Source organism: Streptomyces sp. NPDC048275, assembly GCF_040652275.1.
Taxonomy (GTDB): domain Bacteria; phylum Actinomycetota; class Actinomycetes; order Streptomycetales; family Streptomycetaceae; genus Streptomyces.
Genome location: NZ_JBEZLR010000025.1, coordinates 80458 through 104576 on the forward strand (window position 1 = coordinate 80458; position 24119 = coordinate 104576).

Here is a 24119-nt window from a genome sequence, read left to right on the forward strand (position 1 = left end):
GGCTGCGGCTGAACCCGAAGCAGGAGCCGTTGGCCGGGGCCGACTGCGGCTGAACCCGAAGCAGGAGCCGTTGGCCGGGGCCGACTGCGGGTGAACCCGAAGCAGGAGCCGTTGGCCGGGGCCGACTGCGGGTGAAGCACGGTCAACCCGGTCTGGGAAGGGCTGGAAGTCCTGGAGGCGTACGGCAGGAAACCCGCGAACTCCAATAGAAGAGTGGGAAGTCCAGGCAGGAAGCGTCAGGAAGTCCACCAGGAAGAACCCGCGACAGTACCGACGTCCGAGCAACATCAGAGGCCCCGCCCGAGAGAGGTCCATGGAGTCTCGGGGGTGTTCCTCCGGTCGACGGGCTGTCATTTCAGCGGGACTGGTGTGCATTTGTGGGAGGCGTGGCCTTCGGGTAGGGCCAGTGTCGCAGCGGGCTCGGCTTGCTCACGAGAGCACAGTTGGGTGAGTGATCGGTCTTCGGCGCCGATGGGCCGTGGACTCCCACCCTCTCGAAGCGGAGGAGAGCAATCAGGCTCCACCGCTCCCTGGGCCCGCGGCGTTGCCGCAACGTTGAGAGCGGAGAGAGTCTGACGCGGGTGACTGCGGCAGTGACCATCAATCGCCCCGAACGCGCTGATGAGAGGCGCCAAGGAGGGTGTGACGTTCGTCACTCTGCCGGTGGTGGCGGTTGAGGTGTCATCACTTTTGATCTTGCTCTTGGCGATCGCGGAAGACGGCTCGATCAAGCCACCGAGCGATAAGCGGAATCGCAGACCTTCAGCACGAGGGACAACCGATGCCGTCGGTCTCGGCTGAGATGTCGGCGCCTCGTCCTGCAGGACGCCGTGCAGGGCGTTCTCGGTGAAGCCGTCGTCGTCCTCGCGGTAGCGGCGCATCACCTTGGAACCCTTGCCCCAACCGCCCTGCTTCTCCGCCTCGTGGGCCTGGCCGTCGTCGGCCTGCTCCACACCCTGCTGCAGTGATCTCGTTCAACAACCGATCCCGAGAACACCATCGCGTCCATCGCCAAGCTGCTGGGCGTCTCCCGGACCACGATCTACAAATACGTACCTGAGCTGGCTGCGGGGCGGGACTCCCTGGTGCCGGGGTCTCGCGTCGCCCTTCCGTGAAGCAATAGGTCCTGAAACGACGAAGGCCCGCATCGAGGATGCGGGCGACGCCGTATGCGCATGTGACCTCGGGCACATGTCAGGTTCCTGCTGCGAACAGGGACCTGAGCGAAATCGTCCGGGCTAGGCGGACTGGTCTCAACATCTACTATCCACATCAGCTGGCTGGCTGGCCAGCCAGCACGGACGCTCTGGGACGGGTCAGGACAGTGTTGGACAGTCAGATTGGTCGTCACTGTCCAAGTGGGCTCTGACAGGCAGTTTTCCTGCCGTCGATCAGGACTACGTCAACAGCATTCAAGGACGTTCTCGGACACTCCTGGACAGTGTTGGAGCGGCAGCAGAGGTAGGCGAGTCCTCCATGCCCTGCGCTGCGGCTCGGAGCTGCTGACCGACTGAACAGTTCGTGATCGTCGGCTCCAACTCTCCTCATGAAAACGGAAGTTGCTCCTCGTATCACTGTGACGCCATGCTCGAAACAGGGCCGCGCGGTGCTGCCCCAGGGGTCTGCGAAACCCCTTCTTAACGTCCGGGCTAGGACGAACCTCACGGAGGTCTCTTCATGCTGTGGCTCTACACGCAGGGCGGTTGGGCTCTCTGGCCTGCCACTCTGACGGGGAACGGATGCGTCGTGCGTCCCCCCGCCTATCGTCCCTTCGGCTTCGGTCGGATTCTGGGCACCGCCGTCGCGCTCACGGTCTCGATCACCGCGCTTGGCGAACTCTGGGTCCACGGCCACGCCGTGGAAGTAGCCGGGGCCCTCTGGGCCGCGCTTCTCATCGGAGTCGCCGACAAGACGTCCACCGCGCTCGCGCGACCGCTGCGATCCCTCGTCCGCTTCTTCGGGCGGCCGCAGCACCGAGGGCGGCGGTGACCGCGGTGGCAACGATCCAGAGAATCAACGACATGCCGGCGGCATCCACGCTGGCGCAAGCTCTCGCCGAACTGCGAGCTAAGCAGGGCTCGCCGTCGCTGCGGACACTGGCGGACCGCGCCCAGTTGAGCGCCTCATCGGTCCACGGGTGGCTATCGGGCAGTGCGCTCCCTCGGCGCGAGCCCCTCCTGAGGTTCCTGGCGGCTCTGGATAGTGCACCTGACGACATTGTTCGGATCCTGGAACTCTTGGATCGAGCGGTCGCGGGGCGAGGGCAACGCCAAGCCTCGATCACGTTCCGCAGCGACATTCCCCTGCCGCAGTTCGGACAGCCGGACCCGCTGACGGTGGCCACGCCAGCCCAGTTCGTCGAGGCTTTGCGTGCCGTCCGAATCTGGGCGGGCTCGCCGTCGCTGCGGGCACTGGCGGACCGCGGCCGGAGCCGCCTGAGTAAGAGCAGCATCGGGGCCATGCTCAACTCGGAAGACCTGCCCAAGTACGACCGGTTCGTGGCGTACTTGTACGCCTGCGGGATCCGGGAAAACAACTTGGACGTGTGGGTATTCACTTGGCGGCGACTGAAGGCGCTGCAGGGGCCCGAGTCCCAGTGGATGCCAGGGCTTACGTCCGCTGCGACGTCGTTCAGGTAGTCCCGGCGGCGCGACACACCAAGAACGGCCCCTCATTCGAGGGGCCGTTCGGCGTCATCGCTATGGGCATAACCGTGACGCCGGAGCAGCCCTATCGGCCCTCAGCGCGGCGTGCTGAGGACGCGTCAGGCTGAAAGGTCGGGCGAATCGCCGATCGCGCGGCCGCCGGCTCCAAGGGTTCGCCGCTCGCTCGGCAACGTCACCGGGTGGGCGTCGAGCACTCCACGGGCCCGCAGCTCGTCAAGGTCGGGGAGACGGACTCCGGGGAGTGCGTCGAGAAGGTCGGCCTGGGCGGCGCGGATGCTGTGCGCGTCCTGAGGGCCAATGCCAAGGGGGCGGCGGGCTGTCACGCGATCAACGTATGGGCGACAACGACCGCACCCAGCATGCAGCTCGGACATGGGGAGCTTATCCGGAATTCAGGCCCGCCCGTACAACCCGCACCGTGACGGCCGGCGCGTGGGCGTTCGACTCGCTCGAGGACTCGGGGGTGCTCGTGCCGACGGCCGGCCTGGGTGCCGTACCAGAGCGCGCGTTCGGGACTTGCGCGGCTTTGCCCGCCTCGGTGTATGACGGGCGGCTGCCCTTCTCGTAGCAGCGGTACGGGGCCGGTTCAAGCGGCCGCGAAAACGCGGCCCGTAGCAGCGCCGCGGAACCCATTCAAGGGCACCGGCCCGCAACCTCGCAGGTCAGATCGCGTGAATGGACGCGCCGAGCGGTACATGCTGACAGCGCATCACCGGCCGCTGCCGAAAATTCGCAAGATCTCACAACGGCATGAACAGCGGTGCACCCTCCTTCGTGTCCGGGAGGCGCCCCCGGGCGGAACAGGGGACTTGCGGGGCTAACAGCTCCGCAGCCCAAGGTTCGACCGTCCATCCACGCGTGGCTCCGTCAGCGCTGTTCCAGATCACCCACGACCACACCATGGTGCAGTCGATGGTCGACGAAGGGCCCCTCAGTAGCCCGGAAGAAGCCGCCTCCCACCCCCAGCGGTCACTGCTGATACGCGCTCTGGGCCAAGGAGCCGATGGCACCCCCGACATGCGCCTGCACGACGTCCAGCAGGAAGACGGCGAGCTGGGCTTCGCCCTGCCGATGGGATATATGCGGCGCCCCTCCGGGGATGCAGTGCTCGACCCGGACAAGCAGGTCCGCTGCGCGGTGCGGCTGGTGAGTGGACGCAGTATGCGCCAATTCCGCACTTGCCTCCCGTGAGGCATCGCCGGGCCGGTAACGTGTCCAGTCCTGGTCGGGCAGGACGCTCCGAGGGCGGTGGGGGCATGGATCCGGTGTCGGCGGCGTTGCTCGCGCAACTAGCTGGAGGCGCCGCCGGTGCGCTCGGTCACCAGGCGTGGGTGGGGCTCACCTCGCTGGTTCGCCGCCCGTTCGGGCACGGCGACGACGCATCTGCGCAGGCTGCGGCTGTCAGCACCGGAGAGGCGGAGCTGATCCGGCTTCAGGACGAACCCGGGGATACGGCGCGTGCATGGGCGTTGAGCACCGCATTGGCGGCGCGCGCCGCGGTGGACCCGGGGTTCTCCTCCGACCTGCGGCAGTGGCATGAACAGGCGAAGTTTGTGCGAACCGGCGACGGCGACGTCCACAGCACGGTCAGTGGCGGCACCCAGTACGGGCCCGTAGTGCAAGGGCGGGACTTCTCCGGTCTGACCTTCAACACCCCCGCTCCGCCTCCCCCACCACCCGCCCCCGGGGCGGAGACGCCGCCGACGCAAGGCTGAGCCGATTGGATACTGCGGAGGTGGACGCCATGTGCGCAACATCGCAACATCTGCGGAGCTTCGTGGACCAGCACAGGGTGCTTCGCCACCCGTTCCTCGTGTCGGTGGCCTCCGGCAGGGCCGATCCCGAGCATCTCGTCGCCTGGGGGCTTCAGGAACGCCACGTGTCGTACGCCTTTCCCCGGTCCATCGGTCTATTGATCTCGTGCGCCGATGACTTCCGCATGAGGACGGTGCTCGCCGAGAACCTGTGGGAGGAGTTCGGTGAGGGAGATCCCGACCAGGCCCACGCCGTGCTGCTCGACAACCTGCTCGAGTCGATGGGAGTCGACAGGGACCGACTCGACTGCCCTGCGACCGACGGGACGCTTGCGTTCCTCAAGACGCAGCGCGAACTCACGACGTCGAGCGCCTGGCGAGGCGTGGGAGCCTTCTGTTACGCGAACGAGTATCTGTCGCTCGCCGAATTCCGCCCGCTGGAAGCCGCCGTCCGGTCCCGTTTCCCGGCGGCCGACCTCTCGTACTTCACCGAGAACATGAAAGCCGACACACGGCACACCGAACTCCTCGAGTCGCTGATCGACGCCGCGGCGGAAGTCCCCTCGAACAGGGCGGACATCGAGTACGGCGTCAGCGCGGCGCTCGACGCGCGCTGCCGGTTCTACGACTCCCTGGTGCCGTGGGGAGCCGAGTGACGGGCCATGGGTACAGGGCGTTCCGTACACATGTCGTGCGGGGAATGGCACGACGGGCTCGATGACCTGCTCGTGGCGTTGCCCGCAGTGCCGCGTCACGATGTCGCGGCGTTCGTCCACGCCGCAGCCAAGGTGGCCGCCAAGCTGCCAGGCCCGCTTCTGGAGCGCCTGAAGGCGCTGAGAACGGGGCAGGACGGCCATGGCTATCTTCACGTGACGGATCTTCCCTGCGTACCCGGCGCGCTGCCGAGTACGCCTGACAGCAGGCCCGCCCCGGTCGAGCGCCCGCTGCTTGCCATGGAAGGCTGGCTCTTGGCGATATGCACGGCAATGGGCGTGCCCACCGCTTACCGCGAGCTGCACTCGGGCAGTCTGCTTCAGGACATCTATCCGTCGCCGGATGCCCATCCGCTGTCGGCACAGAGCTCGACCACTGCGCTGTCCCTGCACTCGGAAATGCTGTACCACCGGTGGCGGCCTGATTTCCTGCTGCTCGCGTGCTCGCGCGCGGACCACGACGGCGCTGCCGGGACGACCGTGGCGGCCGCCCGGGCCGCGCTGCCGCTGCTCGGGGCCGCCGAGCGGAAGATCCTGCGCGAGCGCCGTATGGCATGCGGCACGGACCTGGCCTTCCGTCACACGGACGGATCGAGTCCGCAGGCGCACGTGCTGGTCGTCGACGGTGTTCCCGCTGATCCTCGGCTCGCCTTCGACCGCGATCTGCTGGAGCCCGGTGACCCTTCGGCCCGTCGAGCCCTGCAGGCGCTGTCCGAGGCGCTGGACGAGGTCACCGACACGGTACGGATGCGCCCGGGTGACCTGCTGATCCTGGACAACGCTCGCGTCGTGCACGGTCGCACGGCGTTCACGCCGCGCTGGGACGGCCACGACCGGTGGCTGCACAGGACGTATGCCAGGTCTCTGCCGCGGGGTCCCGCCGGCGCGGAGGCCGCCCTCCCCCACCAGACGAAGCCGTTCGCGCCCTGCTGAGTCCGGCAACTCCGCCCGTCTCGGCTCCCTGGCACTATTCGCCGCCGCCGCGCTGCACGGCTGCACGCCGTTCGCGGAAGTCGGGGTTAGTGACGTCGGGAGAGCCGGTCCCTGACAGCACGTCGCACACTGCGCTGGCGGCGCGCAGGCCGGCGCGCAGGCCCGCGTCCCGGGTGAGGAAGCCCATCTGGGGGACGGACAGGAAGCGTTGCGGGCCGAGCGCCGTGAGCGCGGCCCAGGCGTCGCCGGATCCGAGGCCGTCCACGGCGGCCCGGAGGTTTCTGTGCTCGACGGCCCAGGCGAGCGCCACGGGATCGACGAGATCGTGATGGCCCGTGTTCACCAGCAGGGCGCCGTCCTTGCAGATCGCCAGTTCCCGTCTGCCGAGCATCGGCGGTTCGTCCGCGGTGGGCCCCGGGCGGTGCAGGCTGATCACGTCGGACCGGGAAAGGAGGCCGTCGAGGTCGGTGTACGCGATGCCCGTGGCGGCCTCGAGCGCCTGGTTGCGCCGCGGGGACGTGTACAGCACGTTCATGCCCAGTCCCTGGGCGATCGTGGCGACGCGTGCCCCGATCCTGCCTGCTCCGACTACTCCCAGGGTGCGACCGCCCAGTTCGCGGCCCTCGGGAGGCGACACCGCGGAGTTCGGGTCGGCCGGGGAGTGCGGGGTTCTCGCAATGGCGTCGGTGAACGGGCGGGCCAGGGTGAGCGCGAGCAGGACGGTGAACTCCGCGACCGAGGCCGCGTTCTCGCCCGGTGTGTTCGCGAGAGCTATCCCCAAGTCGTACGCCGTGCGCCAGCCGGGCACGTAGCTCCGGAAGTCGGTGCCGACGAACGCGACGGCTTCCAGGGCCGCGGCTCGTTCGAAATGGGCAGGCTCCGGCTCCTCGTATCCGCCGATCAGGTACCCGGAGACGCCATCGAGCGCCGCATGCAGGTCGTTGGCGCCCACGTGGTCGTCGGTGACCTCCCGCAGTGCAAACCCACGGTCGGCGATCAGGCGGCGAGCCTCTGGTGGCACCACGGCCGTTCCGGTCACCAGGACGATGAGCTGCTCGTTCATGTGCCCTCCTGTGGCATGGGGCCTCTGGCCGCCGTCATCGCCTCGGCCGGGAGCGAGGCGAACCGCTGACGGTCGAGGACGTTTCGCATCCTCACCGCAGATCGAAGGCGATGAGGGACAGCGGCCCGCGCCAGGTGAACTGTCCGCAGACGATGACCCGTGCGTCGTGTACCCGTCCTGGCAGCGCCGCGGCGATCTGTTCCAGGGCCTCCTCTGTCGCGTCGTGTCCGTCGTCGTCGGGCTCGTGCTCGATGACCACCGTCGCACGCCGAATGATCGCGGCCGCCTGACGCAGCATGGCCGCGGTGGTTGCGGCGAAGCCCGAATCCTGCGGGGCTGCCTCCCGCCCGTGGTCGGCCTGGGCGGCGGCGAGAACGTCGCGAGCCGATGCGGTCAGCCGTGGCGGGGCGCCCAGCAGCGGCGACCGCCGTCCGAACTGCGGCGAGGTGTACAGCACGGCGCCCTCCTTCAAAACCGGCAGGTCGCGCCAGCCGGCCGGGGCTGTTGCGTCCGCGCACACCAGCCGGCTGGTGGCAGCGGGGGGCCGGTGGCGCGCGAGATCGCCGGTGACCTCCTCGTATCCGAGCGGAGTACCGCGCGAGGCCCGTAGTGCCAGCACGACGGCCAGGCAGGATGCGACGGTCACCTCGTCGACGCTGCCGCACGCGGGGAGCATCGCCAGTACCGACAGCAGGCTCTTGAGGTCGTGGATCGGCGGCAGTCGCCGGAGCATCCGGGCATGGCGGACGGTGGCCCGGCTCTTCGCCAGGCTGACGCAGGCGAGGACAGGGTCGATCTCGATCCCGAAGAACGGCAGGTTCATCAGCCGGGCCGCCGTCGCCGAACTGCCCCCGCCGGCGAAGGGATCGACGACGGCGCTACACGACGGGCCCACGAGGTCGGTGATGACCGCCATCGTCGTGCGGACGTTGGAGGCGCTCGCTGTCTGGAACCAGCGGTCCACGGGTTCTCGCGGGTCCGGGTGGTAGCGCTCGGCGTCCAGGGGCAGGGACAGGGACGGGGACGGGGACGGGGACACGCGCATTCCTCTCGTCAGCCGATCAGGGACTGAACCTGCCGCGCGCAACCCCACGACAGCGTAACGCCCGAGCCTCCGTGACCGTAGTTGTGCACCACGGGAGCGCCGTGGTGGGTGCCGCGTTCCAGTCGTATGCGCGGCCGCACCGGCCGTAGTCCGACCCGGAGTTCCCTGACCCGGGCGCGGCCGAGTGCGGGCAGGACGGCGGCACAGCGCGCTACGATCCGCTCGGCGGCTTCCGGGTCCGGCCGTAGGTCGCCTCTGCCGTGCCTGACCATCCCGCCCAGGACGACGTGGTCGGGGTGTGCGATCCAGTAGGTGGGGTCCTCGCTCTCGGGGAAGTCGGAGAAGAATCCTTCGATGCCGGGATTCTCCGTGATCACCAACTGGCCCCAGCTCGGCGCCACTTCCCGGTCGCCCACCAGGTCCCTGGCCCCCAGTCCGGTGCAGTTGACCACCACCGGAGCGATGTCCAGCGCCTGGTCCAGGTCGCGCAGCGGGCCGTCCAGCAGTCGGACGGTGGCCCCGGACGCGACCAGACGGTCCATCAAGTAGTCGAGGTAGACGGGCATGTCGAAGATCGGCGCCCGGTAGGTCCACCCCCAGCCGAACCCGGACGGCAGTTCGGACGGGCGGCAGGTGGCGAACCCGCTCACCGAACGCAGCCAGGCGGGAGACTCTGCCGGCTCGTGCGAGGCCTCGATCCCCTGGACGATGCGGACGCCGGACCGCGGGTTGGCGGCGATCGCCGTCAGGTCCGGCAGGCTGTGCAGGCTCCAGTCCAGCACCCTGGGGTCGTCGAAGACGTAGGGCCCCCACAGGGCCCCGGCCACCGCCGAGGTCGTACGCTGGGGTGCGCGGTCGGAGACGACGGTGACCGCCCGTCCCGCCTCCGACAGCACCAGTGCGGTGGTCAGCCCCGCCACCCCGTACCCGACAACGACAACCTCAGGATCCGCTGAGACAGCCACCGCTCCAGATTAGGGACTCGCCCGGATCACGGCCAGATCGACGGCACGTCAAATGCGGTGCATACACCCGCTGATGGACGCTTCAGCTGGTTGACTGGGAGGAGGACGCCGCATGGGCGGTGGTCAGCTGCTTGCGACCAGGAGGCCGTGCCGATGGGGGGCACCGAAGGGCGGGACGAACGCAGTCCCGACCGATCCGGGACGACGCGCTCCGAGTTGTCCGGGAACGCCTGGGACGTGGTCCAGGCACGCGACGTCACCGGCGGGATCCACTTCCACCACGCGAACCGTGCGCTGGGGCCGAGCCCACGGCAACTCCCCGCAGACGTGAGGGGATTCGTCGGCAGGCAGACGGCGCTCGACAGCCTCGACGACATCCTGGCCCGCGGCGCCGAGGGATCGCAGACCGTCGTGATCTCGACGATCGCCGGCACCGCCGGCGTCGGCAAGACCTCCCTGGCGACGCACTGGGCGCACCGGGTCAAGGACCGATTCCCCGACGGCCAGCTCCACGTCAATCTCCGGGGCTACGACGCGGGACCGCCCGTCACCGCCGATCAGGCGCTTGAGCGCTTCCTGCGCGCGCTGGGGGTCGCTCCGGGAGCGATCCCCGACGACCCCGAGGACAAGGCTGCGCTCTACCGGTCCCTGCTGGCCGGGCGGCGCATGCTCATCGTGCTGGACAACGCCGCGGCCGTACGCCAAGTGCGCCTGCTGCTGCCCGGGACCGCTTCCTGCATGGTGCTGGTGACCAGTCGTGACCGGCTGTCCGGGCTGGTGGCCCGGGACGGCGCGCACCGGCTGGACCTCGACGTCCTCGCCGAGGACGAGGCCGTACGGTTGTTACGGGACAGCACCCGGGGGCACCGCGGCCCCGACCCCGAGCCGGAACTGATCCAGCTCGCCCGTCTGTGCGCGCGTCTTCCCCTGGCGCTGCGCATCGCGGCCGAGCGGGCGGCGGCCAGGCCGCACATGCCGCTCAGCGAGCTGATCAGCGATCTGCAGGACGAGTCCTCCCTCTGGATAGCGCTGTCGGCGGACGAGGAAGACGACGGCGACGCGGTGCACACCGTGTTCGCCTGGTCCTACCGGGCCTTGGGCGGCGAGGCCGCCCGCATGTTCCGGCTGCTGGGCCTGCACCCCGGGCCGGACTTCTCGGTGCATGCCGCGGCGGCCCTGGCAGGCGTCTCCACCGTCACCGCGCGGCGGCTGCTCGACTCCCTGGCCGGCACGCATCTGATCTCCGCGTCCGCCTACGACCGCTTCCAATTCCACGACCTGCTCAGGGCCTTCGCCTTCGAGCAGGCGGTGAACGACGAGACGCCGGAAGGCCGCGAAGCCGCGGTGCGGCGGCTGTGCGAGTGGTACCTGGAGGCGATGGCGGCGGCTGCCGAGGTGCACGACGCGCAGTACGCCGACGACTGGCATGTGCATCCTGCGCGGGCCGACCTGCCGGGGCTTGCGGACGTCTCGGACTACGAACGGGCCATGGCCTGGTTCACCGTGGAGACCGACAACCTGGTGGCGGTCAGCAGGGCGGCGGCCGAGGCCGGCCTCCATGAGGTGGCGTGGAAGCTGCCGGCCCTGTTGCGTACGCCCTTCCTGGACCGGCATCCCGTGCAGGGCTGGCTGCCGATGGCCGGCCAGGCGCTGCTGGCCGCCCGGCGGTCCGAGGACCTGCTCGGCCAGGCCGTCACTCTCCTCGGCATGAGCATCGCGCACCGGCAGGCGCACCGTGTCGCGGAGGCCGTTGAGCACAGCCGTGCCGCGCTGGCCGCCGCCCGTCAGGTCGACGACGCGTGGCAGACGATCGCCGCGCTGGTCATGCTGGGGCACGCGCTGCGGCTGGGGCGCCGGCTCGACGAAGCCCTGCAGTCGTACCAGGAAGCGCTGGTCATCGCCCGGCGGCTGCGGCTGCGTCTGTGGATCGTATGGGGACTCATCGGGCGGGCCGAGGCGCTGCTCGACGCGGGTTCCCACAGTGAGGCCCGCGAGTGCGTGGCGGCCACGCTCCGGGAGCTGCGCGAGGGCGAGAGCCCCGGAGCCCGCTCGGAATGCCTGTGGGTCGAGGCGACGATCGACCGGGAAACGGGCCTCCTGGCCGACGCGGACCGGCACATCGGCCAGGCCCTGCACATGGCGTACGAGACCCGCAACGTCATCTACCAAGGGCAGTGCGAGACCGAACTCGGGCGGATCTGCCTTGCGGCAGGCCGGGCCGAGGACGGACTGGCCGCGCTTCAGCGAGCCGCGTCGATCGGCCGGCTCCTGGGTGACCAGGCGATGGAGGGGACGGCGCTCGACATAACCGGGCTGGCCTACCAGGCGCTGGACCGGCCGCAGGAAGCCGTGCAGTTCCACCGCCTCGCCGTGACGGAGTTCCAGGAGCTCGGCGACGACTGGCGGGTCGCAGGCGCGCTGGAGAACCTGGCGGCTGCCCTGGACCGGACCGGCGATCCGTCCGCCGCCGCGTCGCACCGGCGTGAGGCGGTCGGCATACTGCAGGGCTACACCGACGCCCGGGCGAGGGCATTGTGCTCGGCTGTGACGGCCCGGCTGCCTGCCGGGTGACGGCAGGCGCGGGCTAAGGGGTCCGGCGGGGTACCTGACGGACCATCACCAGGCGGTCCTGGCCCGGCCCAAGGTAGTCGCGGCGCCGCTCGGCGAGGCAGAAGCCCGCCGCCTGGTACAGCCGCAGAGCGGGGTGGTTGTCCGGCGCCACGCTCAGCCAGACCGCGCCGAGTTCCCTGTCGTCCGCGAGGCCCAGCACGGCGTCAAGCAGGCGGCGCCCGTGACCCTGCTGCCGGTGGGTGCGATCGACCGCGAGCGCAAGGAGCCACGACCGGCCGTTGCCGTCGCCGGCCAGGAGCACGTAGCCGTACAGCCCCCCGGCGCTGGCGGTGACCAGCATGTGGTGGCCATGGACGTCGAACAGCTGGCGCAGTGCGAAGTACGGATAGCTGAGGCCGGGGAACGCGCGCGCCTCCAGGGCCGCGATAGCCGCCAGGTCCCCCTCGACCGCATGTCGCACCTGTCCGTGCTGCATGTCCCCAAGTGTGCACCGGGCCTGGCGCCGGGCCGCCGTCCTTCACAGCCCGCAGGGCTGGCCGAAGTCCTCGCGCTGCGGGCAGGGCGGCCGGCGCCGCTGCCGGCGCTACTGGCCGGCCTCCCAGAGTGTCCTGAACTGCTGGACCCGATGGGCGACCCGGTGGGAGCGCAGGTCGATGACCGTCCTGGCAGAGACTCCGCGCAGGTCGGAGCCGATCTCGTAGGAGAGCGACTCGTCGAAGACAATAAAGTCGTCGATCCCGGTGATCCGGGCGATGGGCGACAGTCCGGAGAGCGCCAGCACCCGCACCTCTATGCCGATGCTCTGCTGGTCGTCGCGGAGCTGGCTCAGTTCTGGGGTGTCGTGCTCCGGTTCCTCGATGATGAACAGCCTCCGGATCCGCACACCACGTTCGATCGCGTCGTGCTGCGCGCGCAGGTACCGAGCGCCGAGTTCGCTCCCCCAGAGGTCCCGGTCGGCCCAGGTGCTGGTGGCGTCGATGGTCAGGGCGGCGCAACCGGTGAGCGCCATGATCCAGTCGTGGTCCTCTCCCTCCCGGTCGACGACCTCCAGGCCGAGGTTCTCCATCAGTGCGGTGAGCCGCATGACCTCCACGCGGACGAAGTCCTGCACGATCGCCGGGGCGACCGTCCCGGCGGTCGTCGCACTGCGGACCAGCCGAGTCACCTCGTCCCGCGGCAACGCCGAACGATCGACCAGCTCGAAGAGCTCGGTGACCTCGTTGACGCGGGCAAGGCTGTCGACTACCAGCTCCTTCATCTCGGAGTCGTGCGTGGCGAGCGCCTCCTCGACCGAGGCCAGCCGGCTCGCGAAGCCGGTCATGAGCGGGACGATCAGCGCCGCGCCGCCCACAAGGATCGAGACGGTCAGCTTCCAGACTCCGGGCTGTTCGGTGAGGCTGGTGAGCAGATAGCCGACTCCCCCGACCAGCACGGCGTTCAGTGTCCTGAGCAGAATCGGCGGGCGGTGCGGAGCGGAAATTGCAGCGGCACCAGGCGTGTTCGACGGTCCAGCCATGTGTCGTGATCTCCTCCGGAGGGATGGTGCGCGCCCGCACCCGAAAGTAGGGCCCGCGCCCGTCGGTGGGCGGTCAGGGCTGCAGGTGGGCGGCGGCCTGCAGGGCCAGTTGGTCCCTGATCCTTTGCACCAGGATCTGCCACTGCCTGGTGAATCCGGGTTCGCGCTCCAACGCCTCCCACAGCGGGCGGAGGGGCTGGTCCACGCGCGCTGCCGGCATCCACAGGTGCATCAGGTGGTCGACGGCGGGGCGCAGCGCCGTCAGCGCGTCCCGCCCGTCGGTCGAGCCGAGCCGGCTGCGCTCGACCATCCTGACGAGGGTCGTGAGCAGCCAGTCGTGCAGGGCGAGGTCATGGCAGAGCCCCGCGGCGGCGGCTGCGGGGATGCCCGCCGGTAGCCGTAGCTCCGCCGTCCGCAGTCCGTTCCCGGCGAGGGTGAACTGCTCCAGGGAGGGACCCTCGCCGTCAGCGGCCCGTAGCGCCACCCAACGCAGCCGGGTGACCTGAGACTTGAAAGGCGGTTGCTTGTCGAGTGCCCGGTCCCGCAGCACCCGGGTGAGCGTACGGTCGGCGATCGCTCCCAGGTCGAGGTCACCGGGGCGGCGGCCGTCGCCGAGACAGCCGTCGGCGACGTCCCGCTCGGAAAGCGTGCCGAACGGCTCGACGACGCCGGGGCAGGCCAGGTAGTGGCCCCAGCGGCGGCGCCGGCCGGGGCCGTCGGCGGTGACCGTGCAGTCGGCGCCGGCCTGGAGCAAGCGGCCCTCGGTGAGCGTGGCGCGGGCGGTGACGGTGCCGACGGCGCGGACCTTGGCGCCGGAGGCGGAGGGCAGATGGCAGTCCACGCCGGTCGGCACGTCGGGCGACCGGACGTACAGGTTGGGTCGCTCGGAGAGCCGGACCCGCTCGTCTGCCCGCAGCCGCAACAGGTCGGCGGCGCCGCGCCCGGTCAGTGCCTGGCCGTGCTGCAGCAGGCAGGTGTGCACCTCGCCGAAGACCAGCACCGGCTCCGGGCTCTGCTCGGTGCGCTCACCGGTGTCGGCGGGCCCGGCCATGTCAGGGCCCCTCGTGGAAGACGTAGGAGATGCGGTCGGGGATCTCCTCGGGTACCGGAAGGCCCTCGCCGAGGGCGCGCTCGGAGACTTGAGCAAGAGCGTGTGGCTCGACGTCCACCTGATCGAGGACGACCCGCACCGCATGTTCGACCGGCAGGAGCCGGGACGGCAGGACGGAGCAGGTGCGGTAGGCGGAGAAGGGCGCAGCGGAGGGGTTGAGCCGGATCACGGGCGGCAGCGCGTCCCAGTCGTCCGGGAAGTCCTCGTCGGCCGTCCACGGCACGGGCTGGAGAACGGGTTCGCCGAAGTGCCGCAGCAGGCCGAGCCTGGCCAGCTGCCAGACGGCGGCCAGGAACGAGCACGACCAGACTCGCCGGCCACCGGGCTCGTCCCAGAGCTCGGCGTCGAGGAAGACCGAGTGCCGCCGGGCGGTGGTCTCGGCTGGCGGCTGCCAGTCGGCGGCGTCGGCCATCGCCGCCACGGTCCGCGTGCCCGGGGTGCGGCGGCCGTTGGCGAGCCAGCCGGTCTGGCCGACCGGGGGCCGGGAGCCGTCACTGCCAGGGGGCGGCGACTCGACGAGGCGTGCCTCGACCCCTTCGGCGACGGGGACGCCGTCCGCGACGGCGCAGCCGGACTCGCGGGCCAGGTAGTCGATGACGAGGCCGGCCCGTTCGGCCTCGGCGAGCAGGACGGGAAGGAGCGCGGCGGGGGTGGCGGAGGGGGTGCAGTATTCGTCCACCAGGAAGCAGGTGCTCACCCGGGGCCTGCGCCCGCCGGCGGCGGCGACCGTGCGCGCCGTGTCGGCCCAGGGCCGGACCCGGGCGAAGTGCTCGCGCAGCCGTTCCGGACCGGCCTCGAAGTCCTCCATGGAGAGGTGGCCGAGTTCCAGTGACACATGGGCGAGCGGCACCGCCTGGGTGCGCGGCTCGGCGGTCGTCTCCCGGAAGACGGCGCCAGTTCCGGTTTCGGTCACGGCATCCCCCAGGCGTCGTCGTCGGTGAGCTTCCCGGCCAGGTCCTGGAACGCCTTCAGCGTCTCCGGTCCAGCGACCTGGCTGGAGAGCACGTCCTCGTCGGTGATGAGCTGTTCGCGCCACTGCAGCACGGGTTCGAGCGGTACGGAGCCGAGCATCGCGCTGTAGCCGACGCCGCGGTCGGCGGCGAGCCGGTGGAGCTCCTGGTCGCACGTGCGCATCCACGCGGACTGGGCGGGCGGCGCCAAGGACCACGGCGGCGTCTCGGGGTCGGGCACGGCTGCCCGTACGAAGCGCATGCTGCCGCGCAGTTCCTCGACGTCGTGACCGCGGGCGACGCCGCCGCTGAGGATGCCGCGTGGGCCGAAGGCGAACCCGGAGGCGGCGATCACATGCTGCCGGGTCCAGCGGTGATGGATCAGCCACCGGGCTCCGACGCCGTGCAGCTCGGGCCGCGCGGTGACCTCGAGCGCCAGGTCGACGGCATAGCTGCGGCCGGCACTGAGGTCGACCAGCACCACGTCGAACTCGCTGTGGAGCCGCAGGAAGAGGTCGATGCAGCGGATCACTGAGTCGTTGCCGACGGCGAACTCGCCGCCGCTGCGGTCGCCGGGGAAGAGCACGAGATGGCCGGAGCCGACGGGCCGGTGGCGCAGTGCCCGGTGCTCGGTGTGCGCCCAGACGTCGAGCCGGACCGGCTCGTGCGCCTGCCCCTGGAGGTAGGAGTGGAGGCCGCCCTGGCCGATGCCGCCCATGACGCTCGGTACGTCGAAGACCGCCGCGGCAGTGGGCGAGCCGAAGTCGAAGTCCAGGTAGCAGACGTCATCCCCGGCCAGGGCACGGCGGAAGGCGATGTTGGCGCTGGTGACCGAGCGGCCGGTGCCGCCCTTGTCCGAAGCGGCGAAGACGAGCACCGTTCACTCTCCCCGGGAGGCGGCGCGCCTGCCCCGCGCCAGGCTGTCGAGCTCGGCCAGGACTCCCAGGATGAGTGCCATCGCGGTGCCGGGCTGCCGGTCGAGGACCTCGCGTGCCCGGGCGAGTCCGGCCTCGACGGACTTGAGCGCGAGGCTGCGGGAGGTGTCCTGGCCCGAGGTGGGTTCGAGGAGTTCCTTGCCGAGCAGGTGGGTCGCCTCGCTGAGTAGCGAGGAGGCACTGCCGACTAGTTCGGTGCTGTGGAGCGGCGGCTGGCCGTAGAGCCGGCGGCCGGCCACCATGCATTCGACGACGCGTTCGGTGAAGCTCCAGGACGGTGGCCGCTCCATGGCCGGCGCGCTTGGGTAGACGGCCTGGACGTCGTCCCACAGGCCGGCGCCCTTGCCGTAGTGGATCCGCCGCTCCCACACGTGGGCGAAGATGCGCTCGGCGAGTCTCAGCAGCCGGTCGTGCGAGGACACGTTCCGTGACAGTGCGCAGAGTTGGATGCTCCGCTTGAGCAACTGGGCGGAGAAGTCGGCCATCGTCCACTGCATCGGGGGGCCGGTGTCGCCGCTGCCCTGGAGCGCCAGTCGCACGCCCGGGGCATGTAGGACGATCGCCGTGTCCTCTTCCGTCATCCGGCTGGTGATCCGGCTGCGCTCGGCGAGCCGTTCCATCACCGCGACGGTACGGGTGAGGTCCTCGTCGGTGGCGCGGCGGCGGAGCAGGTCGTGGACCAGGATGGAGGCGACCGACAGCGAGAAGTACGCGGACTCCGTGCTCTGCCCGGTCGTGCGCCAGGGGATGTCCTCCAGCGGCCAGACGTCGCCGAACCGGGCGATGCCGGACCAGTACTGCTGAGTGATCTCCCACCGCAGGCGTAACGCCTCGGCGAGCCGTTGCTGCTCGGGGGTCAGCAAGCCGAGGGTGAGTGCGCGTTCGGAGAACAGGTCCTGGATGCCGTCGAGGGCGACGACGGTGAAGTAGAGGTACGGGACCGGCCAGGCGACGCCGGCGGGCTGCCGGCCGATGGGCTCCGTGGTCTCGACCGGCGGAGAGTCCTTCACCAGGGTCCAAGCCCACCCGCACTCGAAGAGCTGGTTCTGGTCCGTAAGGCGGTCGGCGATGTCGACGCCGAACACGAGGCGCTCGTCGATGGTGGCGCGCAGTGCTCTGAAACGTCGCTGGAATCGCTCCACCACGACGCGCCGGGAGACCTGCCCCTGACCAAGGACGTCGCACAGGGTGCGGCCCTGCGGATCGTCGGGATCGAAGACGTTGACGGTGAAGGAGCGCAGCAGGCTCACCATGGCGGCGGTGAGCCGGGTCTCGGTGGCGGTCCTGAGCTTCTCGATGAGGGCACGCACCTCGGCGCGCCGGGTCCTGCCCGTGTAGACCTTGAGAAAGCCGAGGATGGCCAGGCACAGAGTGATCGACATCGAGAACGAGTCGACGACGCCCAGCCGGCGCTGTTCCTCGGTGAGTTCCTCGCCGGGGTCGCACGCATCGAAGTAATGACCGCCCGCGAAGCTGGGCCCCTCGTCCTCGGCGGTATAGATGTCCATGAACTCGGCGAGGATGCGCACCAGCTTCGCCGGGATCTCCGTCCGGCCGCCGACATCCTTCAGCGCGGTCTGCACGTCGCGTTCTATGGTGTCCGGGTCGTCCAGCCGGAATGCGGCGATCTCCGTGGCCGGATACATCAGGCACAACAGCCGCTCGGCGTCGGCGACACTGCTGAGGCCTCCCCCTTCACCCCAGTCCCATTCACCGCTCTCAAACGAATGGCGTGACACCGCCTGCCATATATCAAGCAGGTGCTGGCGTGGCTTGATCTGCATCCCCCATCCCTCGCTCGGGTGTCCCGCGCTCCGGCCCAGAGCATATCCGCTCTTGTACTTCCGATGGGCCTCGTAACAGTCGTCGCCTGTCCAAACATTCGCACCGGCGGATTCTTCGTCGCATTCCCGAATCAGGTGGCGCCGCCTCGTCGGCAGGCAGTGATCATTTCCCTGCGGCCTCGAGGTGTGTCAACTTAAGCAAGCCGCCTATTGCAGTCAGGTTCCGTCCGAAAGAAGTCCGTTCATGCCGCCGAGGTCGCTCGCGGAGGCGAGCAAGCGTTCGCGAAGCCAGCGGTGTGCCGGGTCGGTCGTATGACGGGGATGCCAGTACATCGTCTCGTGGATGTCGGGCAGGGGGAGCGGCGGTGGCAGGAGCCGGATGCCGGTTGCCGCGGCGGCGAGCTGACGAGCCGCCCGCTCGAGGACGAGGCTGGCCAGAGATGTTCCTCGGATCAGGAAGGGCACGAGGAGAAAACTCTCCACAGTGAACTCGATCCGACGTGGGATGCCGAGCTGGGCGAGGTGCTGCTCGGCGAAGTCGAGTTGCCAGTCCGGTCCGATGCTGTACACGAGGTGCGGGAGACGCAGGTATTCGTCCAGCGTTATCTGCTGCGCCGAGCCGACCGGATTGGCGGCGTCGACCGCGCACAGCCATTGGTCGCCGAACAGTGGATACGACGGGAAGTCGGTGTCGCCGAGGAGCTCCCTTGGTTCGATCACGAGATCGGCCTCGTCGGTGTGCAGCAGTTGCCGTGGATCTCTCGATCTGGGGAGGACGTGAATCGTCACGCCTGGGGCTTCGGCGGCCGCCGCCCGGACGAAGGGGCTCAGCAATACCAGCGTCGCGTAGTCGGACGCGCTGATGGAGAAGGTGCGCATGTCCGTGTTCTCGGGTCGAATTCGGGACGCTGCTCGATGCGCGGGAAGTTCCTGCACGCCGGGCTCTATGTTCTCGACGAGCCGGAGGCGGCGCTCTCCTTCTCTTCGTGCCTCGAACTGATCGGGCACATCGACCGGTTGGCCAAGGAGGGCGGCCAGGTCATCTGTGCCACGCACTCGCCGTTGGTGATCGCCTGCCCAGCGCGGACATCGTCGAGGTCGGCGAGCACGGCATACGCAGGGTCGCCTGGCGGGAGCTCGGCGTCGTGGATCACTGGCGCCGCTATCTCGCCGACCCGCACGTCTATCTGCGGCACATCGTCGAACCGTAGGCGGCGCCCCCTCAGCTGTCGTCACCTCGGCGATGTACCCGTCGGGGCGGACCCGGCCGGAGCCCTTGCGCCCGGACGACCCTGTCCCCGGTTCGGGCATCGGGGCTCCGCACCGCGATCGGCATGTGGCCTACGAGACTGTCCCGTCGCATCGGAGTTGTCTCTGGATCGGGGCATCGTCCGTTCCATCGCCTGGTCCGCGGTCGCCGTGTCCGCGGCGGTGACCATCACCCCCAGCAGCAGACCGAGGGTGTCGCCGGTGGTGCGGGTGGGCAGCATGCGCGCGGCGATGATCCGCGAGTAACCCGAGACCATCCCCGGCCGGACTGACCGTATCCGAGCGCGATGTCGAGGGGCGGGAACCACAGGTCGCACTGGGCCAGCTCGCCGGGCTGATACGTCGTGCGCGAGACCGGATCGACGGGCAGATAGGCGGGCCGCAGCTCGCGCACGCGTTCTTTGAGGACGGTCATCCCACGCTCCCAGCCGATCCGTTCGGCGATCACGGTCGCTGGCATCGTCGGGGTCTGCTTCAACAGCTCCCGGATCTGCGGCTCGACCGCGTCGACCGCAGAGCCCTTCGGAGGCCGGGAGTAGACCGGCGGACGGTTGGTGGCCAGGGCCCGCTTCACGGTGTTCCTCGAGATGCCCAGCTGCCTCGCGATCGCCCGGATCGGCATCTGTTCCGCCCGGCGCAGCCTGCGGATCTCTGCCCAGTCCTCCACGGAAATCAACCTCTTCTCCTGACCTTCGATCAAGATCAGGTTGGTCGAAAGACCACGAAGTGGGTCAGTTTTGATCCGCCGTCAGAGGGTCCGATTCAGGGCTCAGCCAAGATTTCCGTGAAGCCGATCATGAGGCCGCTGTGGTCGTGACTCTGTGTTGTCGGCGGTCGGCGGCCACGAGCAGGACGCGCTTGCGGAGTAAGGGGTGGCCGGCGCGGCCCGCCATCTGCCGCTTCAGGAACTTGATGTCTGTAACTCTGCCCTCGACGCAGCCCGAGCTCCACTGTGTGCTCAGTCCGAGGACGACCGCGTCGAAGTCCTTCATCAGGCCGTCGGCGAAGGTGCGCAGTCCGCGGGTTTCGTCGGCCCGCGCGTCGGCGATCCACTGGGGCAGCCGGTCGGCGCTGCGGATGGCCATCATCGCGGCGAAGGAGCGGACGTGGCCGGTGGCTGCCTCCAACTCGGGGCACCGGGCCAGGATGGCCTTGAGTTTCTGCCGGTCCTCATCGCTCACGCGGTCAGGGTTGCGGGTGATCCATCCGGTTACCTTCCGAACCCCTGGGGGCCGCGGCGGGGGTGGGTCGTCAGGAGTGCGGCGGAATAGTTGGAGGTAGTTGCGCACGACGGAGTAGGAGCCGGTGAAACCGCGTTCGCGCAGTTCGGCGTGCAGCTTCACCGCGACGGTGTGGCCTTCACGCCAACGCTGGTGCAGGTAGGGCTTGTAGGGGTCCAGGGTGCTGGGCAGGTTCTGCCAGCGCCCGATGGTGAGTTCCTGCCAGGTGGCGGAGCGGGCATAGCGCCGGACGGTGTTGCGGGCCAGGCCCAGGTGGTGGGCGACGGCGCGGACGCTCATGCCCTGGTCGAGCAGGTTGTGCACGGCCGTGTGGTGCTGCTCGACCCGGGTAGCCAGCCGGCTCCCCTTCGATAGGGGCGAGTGCAGGACCTCTGGCGCCGTCCCCGGAGCGGGATCCGGATCGTGTAGGCACGCACTGTGCTGGCTGACCAGGCGTTTGACGGCCTCGGCGAGGTTGTGCCAGACATGCCACAAATCGGCGACTTGGACCGCGTCGGGGGCGCCGGCGCGGGCGCCGTCCGCATACGTACCGCCACGGTCACGGCACACGATCTCCACGCCGGGATGTTCGGTGAGCCAGGCCGCGAAGGTGGCAGCCTCCCGCTCGGGCAGCAGGTCGACCGGGGCGCGGGTCTCGCAATCGACCAGTACGGTGCCGTAGTTGTTCTTCCCCTTTCGCAGGGCGAACTCGTCCACCCCGAGCACCCGGGGCGTCGCGGCAGCTGGGTCGGGCAGGGCCATGACCAGGGCCAGCAGGGTGGTCCGGCTGACCGGCACGGGAAGCTGGGCCGCGAGGCGCTCGCCGGCCCGGCCGGCCAGGGCCACCGCGATCGCACTCAACAGGTGTGCCACCAACGGTGTCCGGCGTCCGTAGCGGACGGTGAGTCCCTCCACCTGTTCGGCGAAGGTGACTCGCGCGCAATGGGCGCCGTCGCAGAACAGACGCCGGATCATCAGCTCGATGCACACCCGGCGTCCCCCGATCGCCGCGTCGGCCAGCCGGCGGACATAGCCGCTGTGCCGCCGTCTCGACGGCGTACCGCAATCCGGGCACGGCACCGCCATGGCCACAGGAGTCGTGGCCACGATCCGTAACAGGTCGCCCTCGGGCACCACGGACTCCACCCGCACCCCGCCGAGGTGCGGCAACAGCATCGTCAGCAATTCCTCACACGGGGCGAGTATCACAATTCAAATGACGGAGCGTCACCGGCGCACGGGAGCATGATCGGCTTCACGGAAATCTTGGCTGAGCCACGATTCACCCGTCGCCGACAAATGTCCCACTTCCTGTGGGGAAATGCAGGTGCAAGCCCTGCCCGGCGCTCTGTAGGAACCCCGGTCACGCTTCGGCGGACCGGGGTTTCCTCTTTGCCGCGTGCTGCTCAGGGCTGATTGAAGAAGATGTTCCTACAACTGTTGAAGTCGCGGTTGCTGTTGTAGTCGCACACCCAGGCGCTGATCCGGTCCTTGTCGTTGAAGTTCCAGGACGTTGTGCCGTCGCTCCCCGTACGCGATATGTAGGGGTCGATGATGTACCAGTAGCCGTCGCTTCTCAGCTCGTCGTAGGAGAGCACGAGAGCTGACCCGAGCCCGTTGTTGTTGATCACGTCCGTTAACTTGACGCTGGTGAACCTGCCGTCGTACTTCGGATAGCCGTCGGCGTCCGTGCCGTCCTGCCAGTACGAATAGGTGCCTGTGATGTAGCTGTTCCCGGAGTAGCTGTAATGGTTGAGGTTGATGGTGGTGACCGCCGGGGCAGAGGGCGCCGCGTGGGCTGACCCCGTCCCGGTGAGGGCTGCGGTGGCCAGCAAGCCCGCTGCCGCCAAGAATTTCGCTTTCACGTTTTCCTCTCGGGGTGGAATTCGGGAGTACGCCTCCGAGGCGTCTGGTCCGCAAGGCTGGGCAGGAACCAACGGTGTGTCAAGGGGCCATGACCTGCCCGGGACAGAGAAAAACCGACTGGCCTGGTCACAGGAATGCGCCGGAGCTGTCCCGGACAGGGTCGTCCGGTGGCCGGGGCTGCCTCCGATATCAGCTCAACGAACCGTCTGGCCGATGTGCACTTTCACGATCTCTCTAGTAGTTCGGAGAATGGCGGATGCTCGCCGAGCGAGCGCCGGACAGTGCGACCGCCGACTACCTGCATGAGGTATTCGAACCCACGGCCCGGGCGATCGCCGGGCTTGGAGAAGGCCCTGGAGAGCTTCGGGCTCCTGAAGAGGCGCTCTCGCTCAACCTCCGCCGCCCGCAGGACTACTTCGGGCGCGTCTGGAGCACGACGTTCCGGGCGCGTGAGCTCGCGGAACTCGACACGGAGAGCGAGGCTGCATGAAACCTCACGCCACTGCGGCGGCGATCGACGCACGCCGCCGCCAAGCCGCGCAGAAACTCGAGCAGGTCGAGAAGGCCATCGGTCAGCTTCGCCGCGAACGCGGCCGGCTGACCGTCCGGGCCATCGCACAACGAGCCGGCGTGTCCGCCACGTTCCTCTACGAGAACTCCAACGCCCGCGCGCTCGTGAGCAACGCGGTCGACGGCAGCCGCACTCGTCAAGTCCAAGCAACCCAGGCCGAGCACGAGCAGATCGAAGCGTCCTGGCGCGAACGCGCGCTGAACGCGGAGGCCGAACTCGGCCGCACGCAGAAGGAGGTCTTCGCGCAACGGCAGCAGATCGGCGAGCTGATGGGAAACCTCCGCGACCTCGACCAGATGGTTCCGGGGGAGTCGGTTCAGGCTCTGACCTCCGAGAACATCACGCTCAAGCGTCGAGTCCAGCAGCTCACCCGGGAACACCGAACGCTCCGGGAACGACTCGAAGGGGCCCGGTCCAACAACCGGTTCGCCGACAAGCGCATCGCCGACCTCGAAGCGCAGGTGCTTGCACGACTCCCGCATCAGCCACCGCGAGGAAACTAGGACGGCTCGGTTCGTAATCCCTGTAGGGTGCGGTTCCTCTGGAGGGAAGAGCTGAGCTGGGAGAAAACGCACGCAGCCGAAAGCAGCCGTGCCAGCGACGTGTGGTTGGAACCGGTGGCCGCGCAGCGGCGTCCTTGCGTACCAGCAAAGTTCATCCGATGCTGCTGAGGGCAGGCGTTCGTTGGCTGCTGGGAGGGACAAGTGGGTATGTCGCGAAGCAGGAAGATCACGGTCATAGTGGTCGCGGTCGTGCTGACGGCATCAACGCCGTTCTTCTGGCTGCTGCGCAATCCGGATACCGGGCAGTTGGTAGCCGCGTCAGTCCAGGGCGCCACTGGTATTGCCGCCCTGGTTTGGGCATTGATGCAGTCCCCAACCTCCAACCCACAACCCGGCTTTGTGGTGGCCGATACGGGGAGGGCCAAGGCGACCGGTGGAGGCCGGGCGTCAACCGGCGTGCGACGCCCGCAGGAAGCCGGGAACGTGCCCATTCGAGTGAAGCGAACCGGCGACGCCACCTCGGACGGCCCCGGCAGTAGCGCAAGTACAGGCATCGACTTCAGCTGACCGGGCCCGGGAAGGCCACAGCATGCGGGAGAGGTTCTGGCCGATGGTGAGATGGCCCCGTCGCCGCCCCGCCCGGGACGGTGACCCTGGCGCCGGCCCCGAGGCCGCAGACGCAAC

24 protein-coding genes and 3 pseudogenes are annotated in these 24119 nt (G+C 69.2%); 12 read left to right on the plus strand and 15 right to left on the minus strand.

Going from position 1 to position 24119, the window contains the following annotated elements:
• Nucleotides 1-350 precede the first annotated feature (350 nt).
• Nucleotides 351-953 carry a hypothetical protein gene (locus tag AB0D57_RS17625; protein WP_362072830.1) on the minus strand — a complete coding sequence of 201 codons (603 nt, stop codon included), beginning with the start codon at nucleotides 951-953 and terminating at the stop codon, nucleotides 351-353.
• Nucleotides 954-998: 45 nt separating this feature from the next.
• Between AB0D57_RS17625 and AB0D57_RS17630 the strand changes: the two genes are divergently transcribed.
• The 3 genes from AB0D57_RS17630 to AB0D57_RS17640 all read left to right on the plus strand — a co-directional run bounded on the left by AB0D57_RS17630 (nucleotide 999) and on the right by AB0D57_RS17640 (nucleotide 2639).
• A complete protein-coding gene (locus tag AB0D57_RS17630; protein ID WP_362072912.1) occupies nucleotides 999-1115 on the plus strand; it encodes a helix-turn-helix domain-containing protein in 117 nt (38 codons plus the stop codon).
• A 631-nt stretch (nucleotides 1116-1746) separates the two neighbouring features.
• Nucleotides 1747-1989 carry a hypothetical protein gene (locus AB0D57_RS17635; RefSeq protein ID WP_362072833.1) on the plus strand — a complete coding sequence of 81 codons (243 nt, stop codon included), beginning with the start codon at nucleotides 1747-1749 and terminating at the stop codon, nucleotides 1987-1989.
• Between the two features lie 5 nt (nucleotides 1990-1994).
• Complete coding sequence (locus tag AB0D57_RS17640; protein WP_362072836.1) at nucleotides 1995-2639, plus strand: helix-turn-helix transcriptional regulator; 645 nt, start codon at nucleotides 1995-1997, stop codon at nucleotides 2637-2639.
• 125 nt (nucleotides 2640-2764) lie between these two features.
• Here AB0D57_RS17640 and AB0D57_RS17645 read toward each other — a convergent pair whose 3' ends face one another.
• Entirely contained in the window at nucleotides 2765-2989 is a 225-nt protein-coding gene (locus tag AB0D57_RS17645; protein WP_362072838.1) for a hypothetical protein, read from the minus strand.
• 550 nt (nucleotides 2990-3539) lie between these two features.
• Here AB0D57_RS17645 and AB0D57_RS17650 point away from each other — a divergent pair.
• From AB0D57_RS17650 to AB0D57_RS17665, 4 genes and pseudogenes are all read left to right on the plus strand, one after another.
• Nucleotides 3540-3857 (plus strand): annotated as a pseudogene (locus AB0D57_RS17650) (hypothetical protein); the annotation flags it as partial.
• Between the two features lie 65 nt (nucleotides 3858-3922).
• The gene (locus tag AB0D57_RS17655; protein ID WP_362072841.1) at nucleotides 3923-4381 is read left to right on the plus strand and encodes a hypothetical protein; all 459 of its coding nucleotides are present in this window, start codon (nucleotides 3923-3925) and stop codon (nucleotides 4379-4381) included.
• A gap of 62 nt (nucleotides 4382-4443) precedes the next feature.
• Nucleotides 4444-5076: an iron-containing redox enzyme family protein gene (locus AB0D57_RS17660; RefSeq protein ID WP_362072844.1), complete on the plus strand. Its 633-nt coding sequence runs from the start codon at nucleotides 4444-4446 to the stop codon at nucleotides 5074-5076.
• 6 nt (nucleotides 5077-5082) lie between these two features.
• On the plus strand, nucleotides 5083-6066 hold the full coding sequence (locus AB0D57_RS17665) for a TauD/TfdA family dioxygenase (protein ID WP_362072847.1): 984 nt from the start codon (nucleotides 5083-5085) through the stop codon (nucleotides 6064-6066).
• 34 nt (nucleotides 6067-6100) lie between these two features.
• Here the strand turns inward: AB0D57_RS17665 and AB0D57_RS17670 are convergent, their stop codons facing one another.
• The 3 genes from AB0D57_RS17670 to AB0D57_RS17680 all read right to left on the minus strand — a co-directional run bounded on the left by AB0D57_RS17670 (nucleotide 6101) and on the right by AB0D57_RS17680 (nucleotide 9139).
• The gene (locus tag AB0D57_RS17670; protein WP_362072851.1) at nucleotides 6101-7129 is read right to left on the minus strand and encodes an NAD(P)-dependent oxidoreductase; all 1029 of its coding nucleotides are present in this window, start codon (nucleotides 7127-7129) and stop codon (nucleotides 6101-6103) included.
• A gap of 91 nt (nucleotides 7130-7220) precedes the next feature.
• Nucleotides 7221-8168, minus strand: coding sequence for a hypothetical protein (locus AB0D57_RS17675; protein WP_362072854.1), 948 nt, complete (start codon nucleotides 8166-8168; stop codon nucleotides 7221-7223).
• Between the two features lie 14 nt (nucleotides 8169-8182).
• Nucleotides 8183-9139 carry an FAD-dependent oxidoreductase gene (locus AB0D57_RS17680; protein ID WP_362072857.1) on the minus strand — a complete coding sequence of 319 codons (957 nt, stop codon included), beginning with the start codon at nucleotides 9137-9139 and terminating at the stop codon, nucleotides 8183-8185.
• Between the two features lie 153 nt (nucleotides 9140-9292).
• Here AB0D57_RS17680 and AB0D57_RS17685 point away from each other — a divergent pair, with 153 nt between their 5' ends.
• Nucleotides 9293-11710: an NB-ARC domain-containing protein gene (locus tag AB0D57_RS17685; protein WP_362072860.1), complete on the plus strand. Its 2418-nt coding sequence runs from the start codon at nucleotides 9293-9295 to the stop codon at nucleotides 11708-11710.
• 13 nt (nucleotides 11711-11723) lie between these two features.
• On the opposite strand, the gene AB0D57_RS17690 is transcribed toward AB0D57_RS17685, so the two are convergent.
• The 7 genes from AB0D57_RS17690 to AB0D57_RS17720 form a co-directional block, all read right to left on the minus strand.
• The gene (locus tag AB0D57_RS17690; protein ID WP_362072863.1) at nucleotides 11724-12185 is read right to left on the minus strand and encodes an N-acetyltransferase; all 462 of its coding nucleotides are present in this window, start codon (nucleotides 12183-12185) and stop codon (nucleotides 11724-11726) included.
• Between the two features lie 108 nt (nucleotides 12186-12293).
• Nucleotides 12294-13142, minus strand: coding sequence for a DUF6879 family protein (locus AB0D57_RS17695; protein ID WP_362072866.1), 849 nt, complete (start codon nucleotides 13140-13142; stop codon nucleotides 12294-12296).
• Between the two features lie 157 nt (nucleotides 13143-13299).
• Nucleotides 13300-14277, minus strand: a complete 978-nt coding sequence (locus AB0D57_RS17700) for an SCO2521 family protein (protein ID WP_362072869.1) — start codon at nucleotides 14275-14277, stop codon at nucleotides 13300-13302.
• A gap of 1 nt (nucleotide 14278) precedes the next feature.
• A complete protein-coding gene (locus AB0D57_RS17705; protein WP_362072872.1) occupies nucleotides 14279-15250 on the minus strand; it encodes an SCO2522 family protein in 972 nt (323 codons plus the stop codon).
• On the minus strand, nucleotides 15247-16164 hold the full coding sequence (locus tag AB0D57_RS17710; RefSeq protein ID WP_362072875.1) for an SCO2523 family variant P-loop protein: 918 nt from the start codon (nucleotides 16162-16164) through the stop codon (nucleotides 15247-15249). The genes AB0D57_RS17705 and AB0D57_RS17710 overlap by 4 nt, the downstream gene beginning before the upstream one ends.
• A gap of 3 nt (nucleotides 16165-16167) precedes the next feature.
• Nucleotides 16168-18006 carry an SCO2524 family protein gene (locus AB0D57_RS17715; protein WP_362072878.1) on the minus strand — a complete coding sequence of 613 codons (1839 nt, stop codon included), beginning with the start codon at nucleotides 18004-18006 and terminating at the stop codon, nucleotides 16168-16170.
• Between the two features lie 216 nt (nucleotides 18007-18222).
• A complete protein-coding gene (locus tag AB0D57_RS17720) occupies nucleotides 18223-18885 on the minus strand; it encodes a LysR substrate-binding domain-containing protein (RefSeq protein ID WP_362072881.1) in 663 nt (220 codons plus the stop codon).
• 39 nt (nucleotides 18886-18924) lie between these two features.
• Between AB0D57_RS17720 and AB0D57_RS17725 the strand changes: the two are divergent.
• Nucleotides 18925-19217: pseudogene (locus AB0D57_RS17725) on the plus strand (AAA family ATPase); the annotation flags it as partial.
• A 264-nt stretch (nucleotides 19218-19481) separates the two neighbouring features.
• On the opposite strand, the pseudogene AB0D57_RS17730 reads toward AB0D57_RS17725, so the two are convergent.
• From AB0D57_RS17730 to AB0D57_RS17740, 3 genes and pseudogenes are all read right to left on the minus strand, one after another.
• A pseudogene (locus AB0D57_RS17730) lies at nucleotides 19482-19951 on the minus strand (helix-turn-helix domain-containing protein); the annotation flags it as partial.
• Nucleotides 19952-20069: 118 nt separating this feature from the next.
• Nucleotides 20070-21671 carry an ISL3 family transposase gene (locus AB0D57_RS17735; protein WP_362072884.1) on the minus strand — a complete coding sequence of 534 codons (1602 nt, stop codon included), beginning with the start codon at nucleotides 21669-21671 and terminating at the stop codon, nucleotides 20070-20072.
• Between the two features lie 230 nt (nucleotides 21672-21901).
• Complete coding sequence (locus AB0D57_RS17740) at nucleotides 21902-22360, minus strand: hypothetical protein (RefSeq protein WP_362072887.1); 459 nt, start codon at nucleotides 22358-22360, stop codon at nucleotides 21902-21904.
• Between the two features lie 257 nt (nucleotides 22361-22617).
• Here AB0D57_RS17740 and AB0D57_RS17745 point away from each other — a divergent pair, with 257 nt between their 5' ends.
• The 3 genes from AB0D57_RS17745 (at nucleotide 22618) to AB0D57_RS17755 (ending at nucleotide 24002) form a co-directional block, all read left to right on the plus strand.
• Nucleotides 22618-22851, plus strand: a complete 234-nt coding sequence (locus tag AB0D57_RS17745) for a hypothetical protein (RefSeq protein WP_362072890.1) — start codon at nucleotides 22618-22620, stop codon at nucleotides 22849-22851.
• The gene (locus tag AB0D57_RS17750) at nucleotides 22848-23435 is read left to right on the plus strand and encodes a DUF6262 family protein (protein WP_362072893.1); all 588 of its coding nucleotides are present in this window, start codon (nucleotides 22848-22850) and stop codon (nucleotides 23433-23435) included. Before AB0D57_RS17745 ends, AB0D57_RS17750 begins: the two co-directional genes overlap by 4 nt.
• A 207-nt stretch (nucleotides 23436-23642) precedes the next feature.
• Nucleotides 23643-24002, plus strand: coding sequence for a hypothetical protein (locus tag AB0D57_RS17755; RefSeq protein ID WP_362072896.1), 360 nt, complete (start codon nucleotides 23643-23645; stop codon nucleotides 24000-24002).
• Nucleotides 24003-24119 lie beyond the last annotated feature (117 nt).